This window comes from Psychroserpens algicola (assembly GCF_014526325.1).
Lineage (GTDB): Bacteria > Bacteroidota > Bacteroidia > Flavobacteriales > Flavobacteriaceae > Psychroserpens > Psychroserpens algicola.
In genome coordinates, this window is sequence record NZ_JACNMJ010000006.1 from 29,431 (window position 1) to 45,098 (window position 15,668).

General features: G+C 36.1%; 10 protein-coding genes. 5 read left to right on the top strand and 5 right to left on the bottom strand.

All coding sequences use genetic code 11. The features are described from left to right. The first annotated feature begins 69 nt into the window (after positions 1 to 69). On the top strand, positions 70 to 492 hold the full coding sequence (locus H7350_RS12495) for a VOC family protein (RefSeq protein ID WP_204346476.1): 423 nt from the start codon (positions 70 to 72) through the stop codon (positions 490 to 492). Here H7350_RS12495 and H7350_RS12500 read toward each other — a convergent pair. Genes H7350_RS12500 through ffh form a run of 3 tightly spaced genes read right to left on the bottom strand, consistent with a single transcriptional unit; the run spans position 478 to position 3,478 of the window. Next, entirely contained in the window at positions 478 to 1,191 is a 714-nt protein-coding gene (locus H7350_RS12500) for a YwaF family protein (protein ID WP_204346265.1), read from the bottom strand. The genes H7350_RS12495 and H7350_RS12500 overlap by 15 nt on opposite strands. A gap of 25 nt (positions 1,192 to 1,216) precedes the next feature. Next, complete coding sequence (locus H7350_RS12505) at positions 1,217 to 2,092, bottom strand: bifunctional 5,10-methylenetetrahydrofolate dehydrogenase/5,10-methenyltetrahydrofolate cyclohydrolase (RefSeq protein WP_204346266.1); 876 nt, start codon at positions 2,090 to 2,092, stop codon at positions 1,217 to 1,219. A gap of 57 nt (positions 2,093 to 2,149) precedes the next feature. Continuing rightward, positions 2,150 to 3,478: a signal recognition particle protein gene (gene ffh, locus H7350_RS12510; protein WP_204346267.1), complete on the bottom strand. Its 1,329-nt coding sequence runs from the start codon at positions 3,476 to 3,478 to the stop codon at positions 2,150 to 2,152. A gap of 272 nt (positions 3,479 to 3,750) precedes the next feature. Between ffh and H7350_RS12515 the strand changes: the two genes are divergently transcribed. Genes H7350_RS12515 through H7350_RS12530 form a run of 4 tightly spaced genes read left to right on the top strand, consistent with a single transcriptional unit; the run spans position 3,751 to position 8,083 of the window. After that, complete coding sequence (locus H7350_RS12515) at positions 3,751 to 4,266, top strand: RNA polymerase sigma factor (RefSeq protein ID WP_204346268.1); 516 nt, start codon at positions 3,751 to 3,753, stop codon at positions 4,264 to 4,266. A gap of 48 nt (positions 4,267 to 4,314) precedes the next feature. Then, positions 4,315 to 5,211, top strand: coding sequence for a FecR family protein (locus H7350_RS12520; protein WP_204346269.1), 897 nt, complete (start codon positions 4,315 to 4,317; stop codon positions 5,209 to 5,211). Between the two features lie 37 nt (positions 5,212 to 5,248). Continuing rightward, a complete protein-coding gene (locus H7350_RS12525; protein WP_204346270.1) occupies positions 5,249 to 7,519 on the top strand; it encodes a TonB-dependent receptor plug domain-containing protein in 2,271 nt (756 codons plus the stop codon). A gap of 12 nt (positions 7,520 to 7,531) precedes the next feature. Further along, on the top strand, positions 7,532 to 8,083 hold the full coding sequence (locus H7350_RS12530) for a YfiT family bacillithiol transferase (protein WP_204346271.1): 552 nt from the start codon (positions 7,532 to 7,534) through the stop codon (positions 8,081 to 8,083). Positions 8,084 to 8,085: 2 nt separating this feature from the next. On the opposite strand, the gene H7350_RS12535 is transcribed toward H7350_RS12530, so the two are convergent. Next, the gene (locus tag H7350_RS12535) at positions 8,086 to 9,048 is read right to left on the bottom strand and encodes a lipid A deacylase LpxR family protein (protein ID WP_338105779.1); all 963 of its coding nucleotides are present in this window, start codon (positions 9,046 to 9,048) and stop codon (positions 8,086 to 8,088) included. Between the two features lie 104 nt (positions 9,049 to 9,152). Beyond that, positions 9,153 to 15,587 carry a T9SS type A sorting domain-containing protein gene (locus H7350_RS12540; protein ID WP_204346272.1) on the bottom strand — a complete coding sequence of 2,145 codons (6,435 nt, stop codon included), beginning with the start codon at positions 15,585 to 15,587 and terminating at the stop codon, positions 9,153 to 9,155. Positions 15,588 to 15,668 lie beyond the last annotated feature (81 nt).

Consider the following 15,668-nt stretch of genomic DNA (forward strand, 5'->3'; position numbering starts at 1 on the left):
CTTATTTGATTATAAAATCAACAAGGGATAAAAATTAGTGGTACATTAGATGTATTAATTTTTTAAATGATGCAAAACATATCACCTTTCCACATTGCTATTCCTGTACATAACCTCAATGAATGCCGTATATTTTACAAGGACGTTCTCAATTGTGAAGAAGGTCGTAGTAGTGAGCATTGGGTTGATTTTAATTTCTTCGGACACCAACTCGTCATACATTATAAAGCTAAATCTGATATGGAAACACATACCAATGCTGTAGACGGAAAATCGGTTCCTGTTCCTCATTATGGCGTCGTTTTACCTTGGGATACGTTTCAAGAATTCTCTAAAATGCTAACTCAAAAAGGGGTAAAATTTATCATTGAACCTTACATACGTTTTGAAGGTCTAATTGGCGAGCAGGCCACAATGTTCTTTTTAGATCCCGCTGGAAATGCTCTAGAATTCAAAGCATTTAAAGATATAACTCAATTATTTGCGAAGTGATTGTTTGTGGACATAAAAAGGCAAATAAATAATCATAAACAGTGGAATAATTAGCAATTGACAAACGATAATATAATTAGGCCAATCTCCAAAATAATCCAAAACTGAAGCCGATTTTGGTTTTTCATTTAGGTAAAAATAATTGGCATCTAAAATAAAGTTTAAAGCTATCATCAATAGCACATATAGTTGTAATGCAAAGAAGGACTTAAATATACTTTTGAATTTTGGTTTGAGCTTAAAAACAAAAATGCTGTAAAAGATAACGAGAAGCAATCCTAAATGTACAATCCAATATCTAAAATAATCAAAGCTAGGTGCTCCTTCTGCAATATCAGGTGTAATTACACCTTGTAAGGTTCCTGCGATGATCCAAAATATTAAAATTTCAAACATCCAGTATTTTTTATAATAGGTATATATCGGGATTAAAATTCCGAGTAGGCTACATAAATATAAAGGTAAATCAACTCTAAAATTATAATCACTATAGATACTATTGTATATGTGAAATACGATAACTGTAACTGAAATAAAAACAGCTATAAAATGGATAAGCCTATACTGAGCCTTAGAAGATAAGGTTCTGGCGTATCTGATTAAAAAAACAGAAACGATGAGAGCAAAAACTATTGGAAGCAAATGCTCCCAACTACCTATAAGAACACGACCAGAAACAGCAGCATAAAAATTAATCATACTGCAATATAGTTAAATGTACTCACTACATACGCTGCTCTCTTGCCAACAATGTGTTTTTAAGAAGCATCGCAATAGTCATAGGTCCTACTCCACCAGGAACAGGTGTGATATAACTCGCTTTTTTACTTACATTTTCAAAATCCACATCACCAGTAATGATATAACCTTTGGTTGAATTTTCATCAGGAACTCTTGTAATCCCAACATCTATAATAACCACATCGTCTTTTACCATTTCGGCTTTTAAGAAGTTAGGCACACCTAAGGCAGAAATAATAATATCTGCTTGAGATGTAATTTGATTGATATTTTTGGTGTGGCTATGTGTCAGAGTTACTGTAGAATTCCCTGGAAACCCTTTTCGTCCCATTAAAATACTCATTGGGCGTCCAACAATATGACTTCTACCGATAACTACTGTGTGTTTTCCTTTAGTTTCCACACCATAGCGATCTAATAACTCTAAAATTCCAAAAGGTGTTGCGGGAATAAATGTACTCATATCGAGTGCCATCTTTCCGAAATTTTCTGGATGAAAACCGTCAACATCTTTACTTGGATCGACTGCCATTAATACCTTTTGAGTATTAATTTGTGGTGGTAGCGGTAACTGAATAATAAAACCGTCAATATTATCATCCTGATTTAACTCTTCAATTTTATCTAACAATTCTATCTCACTAGTCGTATTTGACATTCTCACCATCGTTGACTCAAATCCAACGCGTTCACAGGCACGAACTTTACTTCCTACATAGGTTAAACTTGCACCATCATTTCCAACAATAACGGCAGCTAAATGAGGAACTTTCTCATTTTTAGCTTTCATTTTATCAACCTGTTGTTTGATTTCGTCTTTAATGTCGTTACTTACTTTTTTTCCGTCTAGAATTGTCATTGTTGATTTTGTGTTGTGTTGTTTTTATTTTGACTAGTCACAAAAAAAGCATGAGAATTATCTCATGCCTTTCATAGCTTGCATCATTGCTTTTCCTTTTCCTCCTTGCATCATCTTCATCATTTTACTCATTTGGTTAAATTGTTTGAGAAGCTGATTTACTTCTTGTACTGAAGTTCCTGAGCCTTTGCCTATTCGTTTTTTTCTGCTTGCATTAATAACAGAAGGGTTAGAGCGCTCTTCTGGTGTCATCGAATGGATAATCGCTTCAATGCCCTTGAAAGCATCATCATCAATATCGACATCTTTCATCATTTTTCCTGCTCCGGGAATCATTCCGATAAGGTCTTTCATATTACCCATTTTCTTGATTTGCTGAATCTGTTTTAAGAAATCATCAAATCCAAATTGGTTCTTGGCAATTTTCTTCTGAATCTTACGTGCTTCTTCCTCATCATATTGCTCCTGAGCTCTTTCAACTAAAGAGACAACATCTCCCATTCCTAAGATACGATCTGCCATACGTGATGGATAAAAGACATCAATTGCCTCCATCTTTTCACCTGTACCTATAAATTTGATTGGCTTATTTACAACAGATTTAATAGAAATCGCAGCTCCACCTCGTGTATCACCATCTAATTTGGTAAGAATTACACCATCAAAGTTTAAGATATCATTAAAGGCTTTTGCTGTATTTACAGCATCCTGACCTGTCATCGAATCAACAACAAAAAGTGTTTCTTGCGGTTGAATCGCTTTATGAATATTAGATATTTCGGTCATCATCGCTTCATCAACTGCTAATCGACCTGCGGTATCAATTATAACTACATTATGACCATTAGCTTTTGCATGTGCTATACCAGCTTGAGCAATCGCTACAGGATCACTATTGCCTTTATCACTAAATACCTCAACATTGATTTGACCACCTACAACATGTAATTGATCAATTGCCGCTGGACGATAAACGTCACAAGCAACCAATAGAGGTTTTTTAGTTTTTTTGTTTTTTAAGTAATTAGCCAGTTTACCTGAAAAGGTTGTTTTACCAGAACCTTGTAAACCTGACATCAAAATCACACTAGGATTACCAGAAAGATTAATGCCTTCTGCATCGCCTCCCATAAGCTCAGTCAACTCATCTTTAACAAGCTTAACCATTAATTGACCTGGCTGTAAGCTTGTTAATACATTTTGACCTAAAGCTTTCTCCTTAACTTTGTTGGTAAATTCTTTAGCAATTTTAAAGTTAACATCGGCATCTAAAAGCGCTCTACGTACTTCTTTTAATGTTTCAGCGACATTAACTTCGGTAATACTACCATGTCCTTTTAAGACGTGTAATGCTTTATCTAACTTTTCACTTAAATTATTAAACATGTTTTTCTAGAATTTTAAAGATGCAAATTTAGCGATTTGTGATGTATTTATGAAGTTCAAAAGGAGAAATTAAACGATAAGAATGCTGAATTACCAAAAAATCGTGATTCATAAAAAAAGGATCGCTATGACCAGCAATCCTTTTAACCAACTAAAAACTAAAACTAACGGTTAAGCAGACTTAACAATTACTTGTATTTTTTAATAGAACATGTAAAAAGCTAAAATTCCTACCATATAATTTTCATAACTTAGCCACAACCAAAAAACAAATGTCAAAACCGCTTAAAGACCATATTTGTGAAGAGCAGTTATTCTCTTCTATATTTAAAAAATACTCTAAAGATTTACATGACTTTCTCTATTATAAATTCGGAAGTCAGTTAAATCCGCAAGATAAAATGCAGGAGGCTTTTGTTAAACTATGGGAAAACTGCTCGAAAATACCACAAGATAAAGCCAAGAGTTTTTTATTCACCACAGCCAATAATCTGATGTTGAATGAATTTGCACATCAAAAAGTGGTTTTACGTCACCGACAAACAAAACCAAAGCACAGTACCAATATCAATCCAGAGTTTTTACTTCAAGAAAAAGAATACAAGGCAAAATTAGAAAAGGCTATCTCTAATTTAACCGAAGCACAACGTGTTGCTTTTTTAATGAACAGAGTTGAAGGCAAACGCTTTAAAGAGATTGCTGAGTTGTTGGATATATCGACAAAAGCAGTAGAAAAACGCATTTATGGTGCTTTAAAAAAATTAAGAAAAGACATCGATGAATTATAAGGGTAGGAATTTTTGCTCAGCAACTGTTATATGTGTGAATCGAATATTATGAACCGAGAAGACCTCATACAAAAATGGTTAGATCACAATCTAAACCCTCAGGAACTTGAAGCATTCAAGCAACTTGATGATTATGATGATTTAACGCGTTTAGACAAGCATTTAAAAGGCTTTAAAGCAGATACTATGTCTACAGATAATGCTTTGGATGACGTTTGGAACACGATTAATTCAACACAACAAAAAAAGCGCAAACTGTTACCTGTTCTGTCAAAAGTCGCAGCAATTTTGGTGATATGCTTTGGTATATATTTCTATATAACAACTTTAGATACCGAAATGAACACTCTGGTTTCTCAACAAAAATCTGTTACTTTACCTGATGCCTCTGAAGTTAAACTCAATGCCATGTCTACCATAACTTTTAATGAGTCGCGTTGGGATAACAACCGAACGGTTAACCTTGATGGTGAAGCCTTTTTCAAAGTGGCCAAAGGTCAAAAGTTTGATGTAAAAACCAATATAGGAACAGTTACTGTTCTTGGCACACAGTTTAATGTCAAGCATCGTGAAAACTTTTTTGAAGTTACCTGTTATGAAGGTCAAGTTAAAGTTGATACAAATCTTAAACAACATACTCTCCTTCCTGGAGACTCTTTTTTAATTATTGATGGGAATTATATTGCTACCGAAAAAGAAAATCTATCTAGTCCGTCATGGTTAAACCACAATAGCTCCTTTAAAAGTATCCCTTTTAAAGAAGTTATTTCAGAATTTGAACGCCAGTACGATGTCACTGTTAGCTATGACCAACGAGATGCTAACCAAAAATTTACTGGAAGTTTTACGCACAATGATATTGAAATTGCCTTAAAATCCATTACTTTACCATTACAATTAAAGTATAGTAAAACGGATCATATCATTAGTCTTAAGCGTGAGTAAAAAAGGTGCACACTATCTTTTTATAATCTTATTTTTTTTGAATATCTGGAGCATTTCTGCACAGACCGATTTAAAAAATAAACTCCCGCTTGCAAAAATTCTCACACATTTAGAAGCTAAGTTCAGTATCAATTTTACATACCTGGACTTAACCATTGATGGTAAAACAGCTTTTTTTCCCAGTGACAATCTTACATTAGATGAGGCTTTAGCATTTTTAAAATCTGAAACCAATCTCGACTTTATCCTATTGGATAGTTCTAGAGTTGTCATTTCAAAACGGACCAACCCATTTAGTAATTTTATCACTCAAAAGCTTGAAGAAGTTGTCATTACTAATTTTCTTACCAAAGGAATTTCAAAAAAGAGTGATGGTAAAGTCAATATCAAAACTGAAGATTTTGGGATACTTCCCGGACTTATAGAACCAGATATACTGCAAAGTATTCAAGCACTTCCAGGTATCATCAGTGTAGATGAACGCGTCTCTAATATTAATGTCAGAGGCGGAACTCATGACCAAAACCTTATTTTATGGGATGGCATTAAAATGTATCAATCTGGGCACTTTTTTGGTTTAGTATCAGCCTTCAATCCGAATTTAACCAAAGAAGTTAACGTTTCAAAAAACGGGACTAGTGTTAAGTTTGGCGATGGTGTATCTAGTGTTATTGATATGCAACAGTCTAACAGCTTGGATCAAGATTTTAAAGCTGGTGCTGGCTTTAATCTCATTCATGCCGATGGTTTTGCTAAAGTCCCTCTAGATGAAAATGCCGAAATACAAGTTGCAGCAAGACGCTCTGTAACCGATTTTATTTTTACACCAACATACGATCAATATTTACAACGCGTATTTCAGGATAGTGATTTTTCTAATCCGCAACAAGGAAACTCAGAAATCACTTCAAATAACGAACGTTTCTATTTCTATGATATTTCAACTAAATTTTTATACGATATTACCGACCAGGATCAGTTTCGATTTAATTTTCTGACGATTAATAATAGTTTAACCTATGATCAGCAATCTAGCGATGCCACAAGTGTTCCATTAAAAAATAGTTTGGAACAAAACAACTTTGCTGCAGGTTTTGAATATTTAAAATACTGGAGTAGCAAACTTACTACTACAGCTCAAGTTTATTACACCAATTATGATTTAAAAGCGACAAATTTTGACATTGTCAATACTCAAGAACTCATCCAAGATAACCAGGTTAATGATGTAAGTGTAAAAATTAACGCTACCAATCACATTGATGAGCATTTAAAATTGCATGGTGGTTATCAGTTTAGTGAAGTTATCATTAGTAATTCGGAAGAATTAGACAATCCCAGTTTTGTGAGTTTTATAAAAGAAGTCGTGAGAACACATTCGATTTATGGTGAAGCCGAATTTACCTCAGCAAATAAAAACACCTATGCCCGAATTGGAATTAGAACCAACTACATTGAAAAGTTTTCTGATTTTTTTACTGAACCGAGACTTTCGGTAAGCCACAAACTCAACAACGATTTTAGAATCGAATTTTTAGCCGAATTAAAGAGTCAGACGACATCTCAAATTATTGACTTACAAAATGACTTTTTGGGCATTGAAAAGCGACGTTGGATTTTATCAAATAACGAAGATATTCCTATAATAAAAAGCACACAAGGTGCTGTTGGAATTCACTACAATAAAAACAAACTGCTGATTAGTGCAGAAGCTTTTATAAAAAATGTAGAAGGCATTACTGCTCGGAGTCAAGGGTTTCAAAACCAATTTCAATTCACAAACGATATCGGCAAATATCAAGTTAGAGGTATTGACTTTTTAATTAATAAACAATATGATTCCTTTAGTACCTGGCTAAGTTATTCCTTTAGCAAAAATGATTATACGTTTGACAATTTATACAATGGTAGCACATTTCCAAATAATATAGATGTACGACATACAGCTACGTTTGCTGGCACTTACACAATTAATGATTTAAAGCTGGCACTTGGTGTGAACTGGCACTCTGGAAAACCGCTAACTTTACCACTTCAGAATCAAAACACCTCCAATGCTCAAATTGAATATGATATTCCAAATAACGAACGGTTAGATGATTATTTTAGAACAGATATTTCAGCAACCTATCAATTAAAATTAACCAACAAAATGGACGCATCTATTGGAGCGTCTATCTGGAACCTTTTAGACAAAAAAAATGTGATTAATACTTATTATGTCGAAAACAGCGAGGGTGATCTTATCACTATAGAGAACGTTTCGCTAGGTATTACACCAAATATAAGTTTCAGAGTACGATTTTAACACTATATAATTATGACTGAAGAAGCACTTTATAAACTTCGTTTTCCTATCGGAGAATTTCAAAAACCTGAAATAATTACTCCAGAAACAATTAAACTCTGGATTCAGGATATAGAACAATTTCCTCAGGCCGTTGAAGCCGTAACTAAAGGTCTAACTACTGAAGAATTAAACTGGCAGTATCGACCTGATGGCTGGACTATAAAGCAAGTGGTTCATCATTGTGCAGACAGTCACATGAATAGCATCATACGTTTTAAGCTGGCCTTAACCGAAGAGTCGCCAACTATAAGACCCTATTATGAAGAGCGCTGGGCAACATTAATTGATAGTATCGATGATAATATAAATGACACACTTAACTTGCTTAATGGCCTTCATGCTAAACTAGGAAAATTACTAAGTCATATATCTACAAAAGAGCTATCACGAGTATTTGTACATCCTGAACACGGAAGACGATTTCAATTAGATGAAACGATTGGCATGTATGCATGGCATAGCAATCATCATTTGGCGCATATCAAACAAGCTATAGCTTATAAAGGTAGGTTTTCGTCGTAAAGCTAAAATGTAAAACCGATTCTGACACCTCCCCATTTGGCTGATGTACCCGTTTGAAATTCTTTAGAAATCACCGAACGTGTATATTCAAAAAACAGTGTTCGCGTTTGAATTACAAATCCGTAATTATATTGTGATGTAAAGCGCTTAATTGCATTAGAAGATATTGTATAAGGACTCTCTCTGTTAAACAGACCTCCTTGAAGCGTAGCATCATAGGCAATGGCACTAAAAACAGGTTGTATATAAGTATAGATTTGAAATTTTGTATGACGTTTTTCCGAAGTAAAGAAATCTTGAAACTTTCCAATAATAACATTTGTTCCTACTGAAACATTAGTAAATAGAGTCCCTATATTTAAATGAGATTGTACTTGCAAAGACATCACATCACTAACATTTACTAATTGCTTTTCTATACCTAAATTATAATTAATGATTATATCATTTTTTATCTGATGCTTCCATCCTCTGGGCGTTTTATTTCCTGTAAGATTGTGAATACCAACCTGCATTTCTTTTCCGAAAGCACCAGGACCGATAAGTCCGAAATTTAAAGAACTGTGCATGCGTATTTTCTTAGTATTATGAATGCCTAGTACTGAACTTTCTATCATAATAGCAGCTGCAAAAGGCCGATCTCCAAATTGGATGTCTGGAAGATGGTAATCATTTGGTGTATACCCAATATGCTCTAATGCCAGACCATATTTAAATTGAAACGCTTTGGGCTGAACCAATAGCGATAGGATTGGGTTTTTAGCTAATACTGGTGATACAAATTCTAAATTATAACCTTGAGTATAATTCTCGTCAAGAGCTGCGAAATAATCATTATCATAATTAAACCTAAAATAATTATCACTTTCAATAGTTCTAAAAGAAGCAAAGTGATTTAATTTTTGAGCAAAAACTGTATTGCAAAAAAAGAGCATTATACTAAAGCATATAAGGGATTTCATCATACAATACCTACGCGTTTTTTTAAGGTTTGGTTTTAATAAATACTAAGAAAGCCACCTAATGGTGGCCTTCTAAGCAAATTTAATTTAGCAATAGGACTAAATCACTAATTCAAAATTAATTTATGTGTCACGGTGTTACTTCCTGAAGTAATATTTAAAATATATAATCCAGAAGCCATTCCGTCAATATCAATCGTATTTAATCCAGTATTTAGTGGCATTTCTTTTATTAATTTACCTGTAACTGAAATTACCTTTAAATTGATAGCATCAGAAATTGAAGTTCCAATTTCGATATTAAAAATACCATTACTAGGGTTTGGATAAACTCCCATTATAGCATCTGAATCAAAGTCTTCAACCGATAATGTGATTTGAGATTCGTAAGCTCCAATATCTCTTGATCCACCAAATACCGCCTGACCAATTTGATCTGTAAATACATCAGCAGCATCACCAGCATCAAAAGCAGGTGAACCACCAAGTAATTGATGCGTAAATGTTGTTCCTCCATTATTTTGCAATGGTCCAATAACTGGATCTACGCCTTCTAAATCATTGGCTTGAGCAGCAAAAACTGCTAGATCATCCATTCCTATTAAGTTATAATCGTTAGATGTTAAGATTCCAGAAACATCTGTTCCTGAAGCAGCTGTATTTAATGCCACGATAGTATTCTTTAAAGACACATTATTCACTGCATCAATACCACCACCAGTTCCAGCAGTTGTATTCATAACTATAGTTACAGCATTAAAATCTAAAGTCGCACCATTATTAGAAGCTCCACCACCAGATACAGATGCAGAATTCCCTGAAATAGTACTCGTCATCACAGTTGTAATAGATCCTGTATTATTAAATATCCCTCCACCTTCAGCTGCAACATTAGCATCAATTGTAGAGTTTGAAACATCCATTGTTGTTCCGTTCTGATTCCATAATCCTCCACCTTCGTTGGCTGCTGTATTTCCAGTAATTGTACTGGTAGAAATCAATACAGAACCTGAAGTTCCTGTAACATGCAAACCACCTCCATTTCCTGGAGCAGGGCTTCCTGCTAAGCCGTTTACATCGTTAGCAGACATTAAAGAATTAGTAAATGTTAATGTCCCATCAATAATTTCAATAGCACCACCAGCTCTATTTGCAGCATTGGCTTCAAATATTGAATTTGTAACTGTAATATCTCCATCTGTGCTTAGTAATCCACCACCAGATGCCGAAGCTCCTGTTGCCAAGTTATTAGAAACCACACTACCATTGGTAATATTTAATGTTCCTCCGTTATTAAAGATTCCAGCACCTCCATCATCTGCTGCACTACCTAAAGCCGTATTACCATTAACACTAACATTATCAAGAGTCATTATTCCAGACCCATTCCATAATCCACCACCTTCTCGAGCAGCAGAGTTACTGTTTACTGTACCTCCAGTAATATTTGAATCTCCTGGTCCAGTAATATGCAGTCCGCCACCATTTCCTGGTGTTGCACCAGTACTATTGTTTACTAAGTTGGTATTCATAATTGTTAAAAGGCTTCCTGATTCAGAATTTTCTTCAACACCACCACCAGCTCTCATTGATGAATTATTCATGATTTCAGAATCTGTAATGGTTAGTGTACCTAGGTCGTTTAGAATTCCTCCACCAGAACCTGATGCGCCATTAGCTGTATTATTTATAATTATGGTTCCATTTTGAACTATGAGGGTTCCTCCTGCGTTAAAAATTCCACCACCACCTTCGTTGGCCATGGCTCCACTTGCCGTATTATTATCTAAGGTAACGCCATCAACATTCATTGTTCCAGAACCATTCCATAATCCTCCTCCTTCAAGAGTTGCAGTGTTCATATTAACTGTTCCTCCAGTAATTGTTGAATTTCCTGGACCAGTCATATGAAGTCCGCCACCATTTCCTGGTGCACTCCCTGTGGTATTATTATTATTAAGTGTTACATTTAAAAGTGTAATAGTTCCAACTCCATTGGTTGAATTATCTTCTATTCCTCCTCCAGCTCTGTTTGAAGTGTTGCTTGATATTTCAGAATCTGAAACTGAAACTGAACCACCATCTACATTTTGAATTCCACCACCAGAACCTGATGTTCCAGTAGCCGTATTATTGGTGATTAATGTTCCGTTTTGAACAATCAATGTTCCGCCATTATTAAATAAAGCTCCTCCACCGTTATCAGCTGAAGCGCCTTGCGCCTCATTACTATCTAAAGTGGTACCATCAACAGTCATTGTTCCTGAACCATTCCATAATCCTCCTCCTTCAGAAGCAGCAATATTCATATTAACTGTACCACCAGTAATTGTTGAATTTCCTGGCCCAGTCATATGAAGTCCGCCACCATTTCCTGGTGCACTTGCTGTAGTATTATTATTAAGCGTTACGTTTGAGAGTGTAATGGTTCCAACGCCATTGGTTGAATTATCCTCTATGCCTCCTCCGGCTCTGTTTGAAGTGTTGCTTGATATTTCAGAATCTGAAACTGAAACTGAACCACCATCTACATTTTGAATTCCACCACCAGAACCTGATGCTCCAGTAGCCGTATTATTGGTGATTAATGTTCCGTTTTGAACAATTAATATTCCACCGTTGTTAAATAAAGCTCCACCTCCATTATCAGCTGAAGCGCCTTGTGCATCATTACTATCTAAAGTGGTACCATCAACAGTCATTGTTCCAGAACCATTCCATAATCCTCCTCCTTCAGAAGCAGCAATGTTCATATTAACTGTACCTCCAGTAACCATAACATTACCATTACCACTTACGTGAAGAGCTCCACCATTTCCTGGTGCTCCCGCTCCTGTCACAACGCCTGTTTCATTAGAGTTCAAACTTACGTCTGTTAAGCTTATTGCTCCTCCTCCATTAGTTTCAATACCTCCACCTGCGCGATTAGACTGATTATTCATAATATTAATTCCGTTGGCACTTAATGTACCACCAGCATTTAGGATTCCTCCACCAGTTGATTGCGCTCCATCTGCTACATTATTAGTAATAAATGTAGAACCTGAAATATCAAGTGTTCCGCCTTCATTGTAGATTCCACCACCTCCAGCAGCTCCTGGAGTCATTGCATCATTTCCTGATGCCGTATTAGCATCAACAGTATGATCTACTATTGTCATAACTCCAGAACCATTCCATAGACCACCACCTTCATTGGCTGCAATATTATCATTTGTGGTTCCTCCAGTAATATTAGTTGTTGCTGAACCACTAACATGTAATCCTCCACCAGAACCTGGCGCAGCAATTGCAGGAGAAACTCCAGCATTATTTGAATCTAGAGTAGTATTGATAAGGTTTAATGTTCCTCCAGCGTGTTCAATACCACCACCAGCTCTATTTGCTTGATTCGTGATAATTGAAGATGAATCAACAGTAACATCTCCTCCAATAGTTAAAATACCTCCACCAGAACCTGAAGTACCGTCTGCTATGTTATTACTTACAACTGTTCCATTTTGTACGATAAGTGTACCTCCATTATTGAAGATTCCACCTCCACCATCATCAGCAGCTGGACCATTAGCCGTATTTCCGTTTACTGTAAGTGCATCTAGAGTCATTGTACCAACTCCGTTCCATAATCCACCTCCTTCACGGGCAGCATTATTATCATTAAACGTACCACCAATAATATTAGAATTTGCCGTTCCAGTAATATGAAGTCCACCTCCATTTCCTGGAGCAGCACCTGTTGTATTAGAATTTATTATTGAATTGGTGATATTTAACATCCCTTCAATTAATTCAATTCCGCCACCTGCGCGACTAGCTGTATTTGAAGAAATTTCCGAAGCATCAATTGTTACAGTTCCATCTGTAGATAATACTCCTCCACCAGAGCCTGAAGCTCCAGTAGCCGTATTATTTGTGATTCTGGCTCCTCCAATTATATTTAAAGTTCCGCCATTATTAAAAATTCCAGCACCACCATCATCGGCAGCTGGACCTATGGCAGTATTTCCTGATATTGTAGTTCCGTCAACGGTCATTATTCCTGAGCCATTCCATAATCCACCACCTTCTCGTATTGCAGTGTTGGTATTGAATGTTCCTCCAGTAATATTTGAATTAGCAGCTCCAGTGATATGAAGTCCACCACCATTTCCTGGTGCAGAACCTGTTACATTTGAATTGACTGTAGTATTTGTAATGTTTAAAGTTCCTTCTATAAGTTCGATACCACCACCAGCACGATTAGAAGTATTATTTCTAATTGATGACGCTTCAATAGTAACGACACCATCGGTTGAGAAAACTCCTCCACCAGAACCTAAAGTTCCTGTAGCATCATTATTAGTTATTGTTGTACCGCCTTGAACATTTAAAGTTCCTCCATTATTAAAGATTCCAGCACCTCCATCATCAGCTGCAGATCCTTGAGCTTCATTGCTATCTATTGTCACATTACTGACTGTCATAGTTCCAGAACCATTCCAAAGTCCTCCACCTTCACGTGCAGCCACATTACTATTAACTGTACCATCTAATATATTAGCATCTGCAGAACCTGTAATATGTAATCCGCCACCATTTCCTGGTGCTGCGCCAGTAGTATTAAAATCTAAAGTTGAATTAATAAGATTTAAATTACCTTCTATGAGTTCAATTCCTCCACCTGCTCGGTTAGAAGAGTTGTAAGCGACCCATGATGTATTGACTGTTACATTTCCGTCAGTACTAAAAATTCCACCTCCAGAACCCGAAGTTCCAGAAGCACTATTATTTGTTATGGTCGCCAAATTTTGCACAATCAGTGTACCTCCATTATTGAAGATTCCTCCACCTCCAGTATCGGCATCTGCTCCCTGAGCATCATTTCCATCAACTAAAGTATTATCAACTGTCATTGTCCCTAAGTTATTCCATAATCCTCCACCTTCAGAAGCTGATAAATTTAGTGTAATAGTACTGTTGTTAATTACAGCATTTGTTGTTCCTGATAAGTGAATTGCTCCACCATTTCCAGGATTAGGCGCAATAGCATTACCCAAACTGAGGTCTACACCTGCAGAGTTTCCAGTTAATGTTACACCATCTAACGTTAATGTACCGCCAGAATTATCTTCTATAGCTCCACCTGCTCTACTTGCATAATTTCCTGATATAGTTAGACCAGTAGCTAGATTTAACACACCTCCAACATTATTGAAGATTGCTCCACCACGACCACCAACATCAGTTGCATCCGCAATATTACCTGTTAAAGTCGTTGCTGAGTCAACATTAAGAATTCCGCCATTATTAAAAAGTCCGCCACCACCAGTAGCATTTCCGTTAGCGATGTTTCCTGTAATAGTAGTTCCATTTATTGACATAGATCCAACACTATTCCATAATCCACCTCCTTCGAAAGCTGTATTATTCGAAACTGTACCATTGTTATACACAACATCTCCTGCTCCTGATATATGAAGTCCACCACCATTTCCTGGTGCAGGTCCATTCACAATATTTCCAAATAAGGACACATCATTAAAAGTATAAACTTCACCAGATGCAGAATTAATTTCTATTCCTCCACCTGCTCTATTAGCCGTATTATTTTCTATAGTTAGTCCGTCAATATTTAAAGTTCCGGGAGTTAATGTAAAAATTCCTCCTCCAGAACCTAAAGTTCCTGAAGCCGTATTATTTGTTATTGTTGTTCCGTTTTGCACGATAAGTGCTCCTCCATTATTGAAGATTCCTCCTCCACCGTTATCTCCGTTGTTTCCCTGAGCATCGTTTCCGTCAATAGTCATTCCGTCAACAGTCATTGTACCAAAGCCATTCCATAAAGCACCTCCTTCTAGAGCAGCTATATTTCCGCTAGCTATTCCACCAACAATTATTACAGAACCTGTACTAGACACGTGTAACGCACCTCCATTACCTGGAGCTGCTGTTGCTGGTGCCACACCTGCATTGTTATTAAAAAAACTTACATTATTAAGCGTTGTAGCAAGTCCAGCTCCAGTTTTGTCTTCAATTCCACCACCAGCTCTATTGGCTGTATTGGAAGATATTTCAGTATTATTTACAATAAGCACTCCGCCAACATCATTAAAAATTCCACCACCAGATCCAGCTGGTGACCCAGTGGAATTAGCAACATTATTTGTAATAACGCAATCGTTGATAGTAACAGAAGTATTAGTCATATAAATACCTCCACCATCAGGAGCGACTCCGTTGGTAATTAATAAATTATTCAACACGACGTTACCCGTTGTAATATTAAATGCTCGTCCATTGAAATTAGCATCAATTGTTACTAATGGTGATACTGAGCCTGTAATAGTAAGATCTTTATCAATTAAAAGTTCGCTGTTTAAGGTTACAGTAGTAACTCCAGCCATAAAAGTAATTGTACCGCCTGAAGGCGTATCTGCGATTTCATTTCGCAAGGTTCCGTCTGATCCATCATCTGCTCCACTAGTAACTAGCTGAGCATATGAATAATCTGAAATAAAAAAAGCTATCGCGAATGCAATAACAAGAGTAATTTTGTTTTTCATTTGATTAGTGTTAATTATACGTTTGTTTTAACGCCTCTTGGGGTAAGACAAGAACACTTACGAGAAAAACTAAGAGAGGGT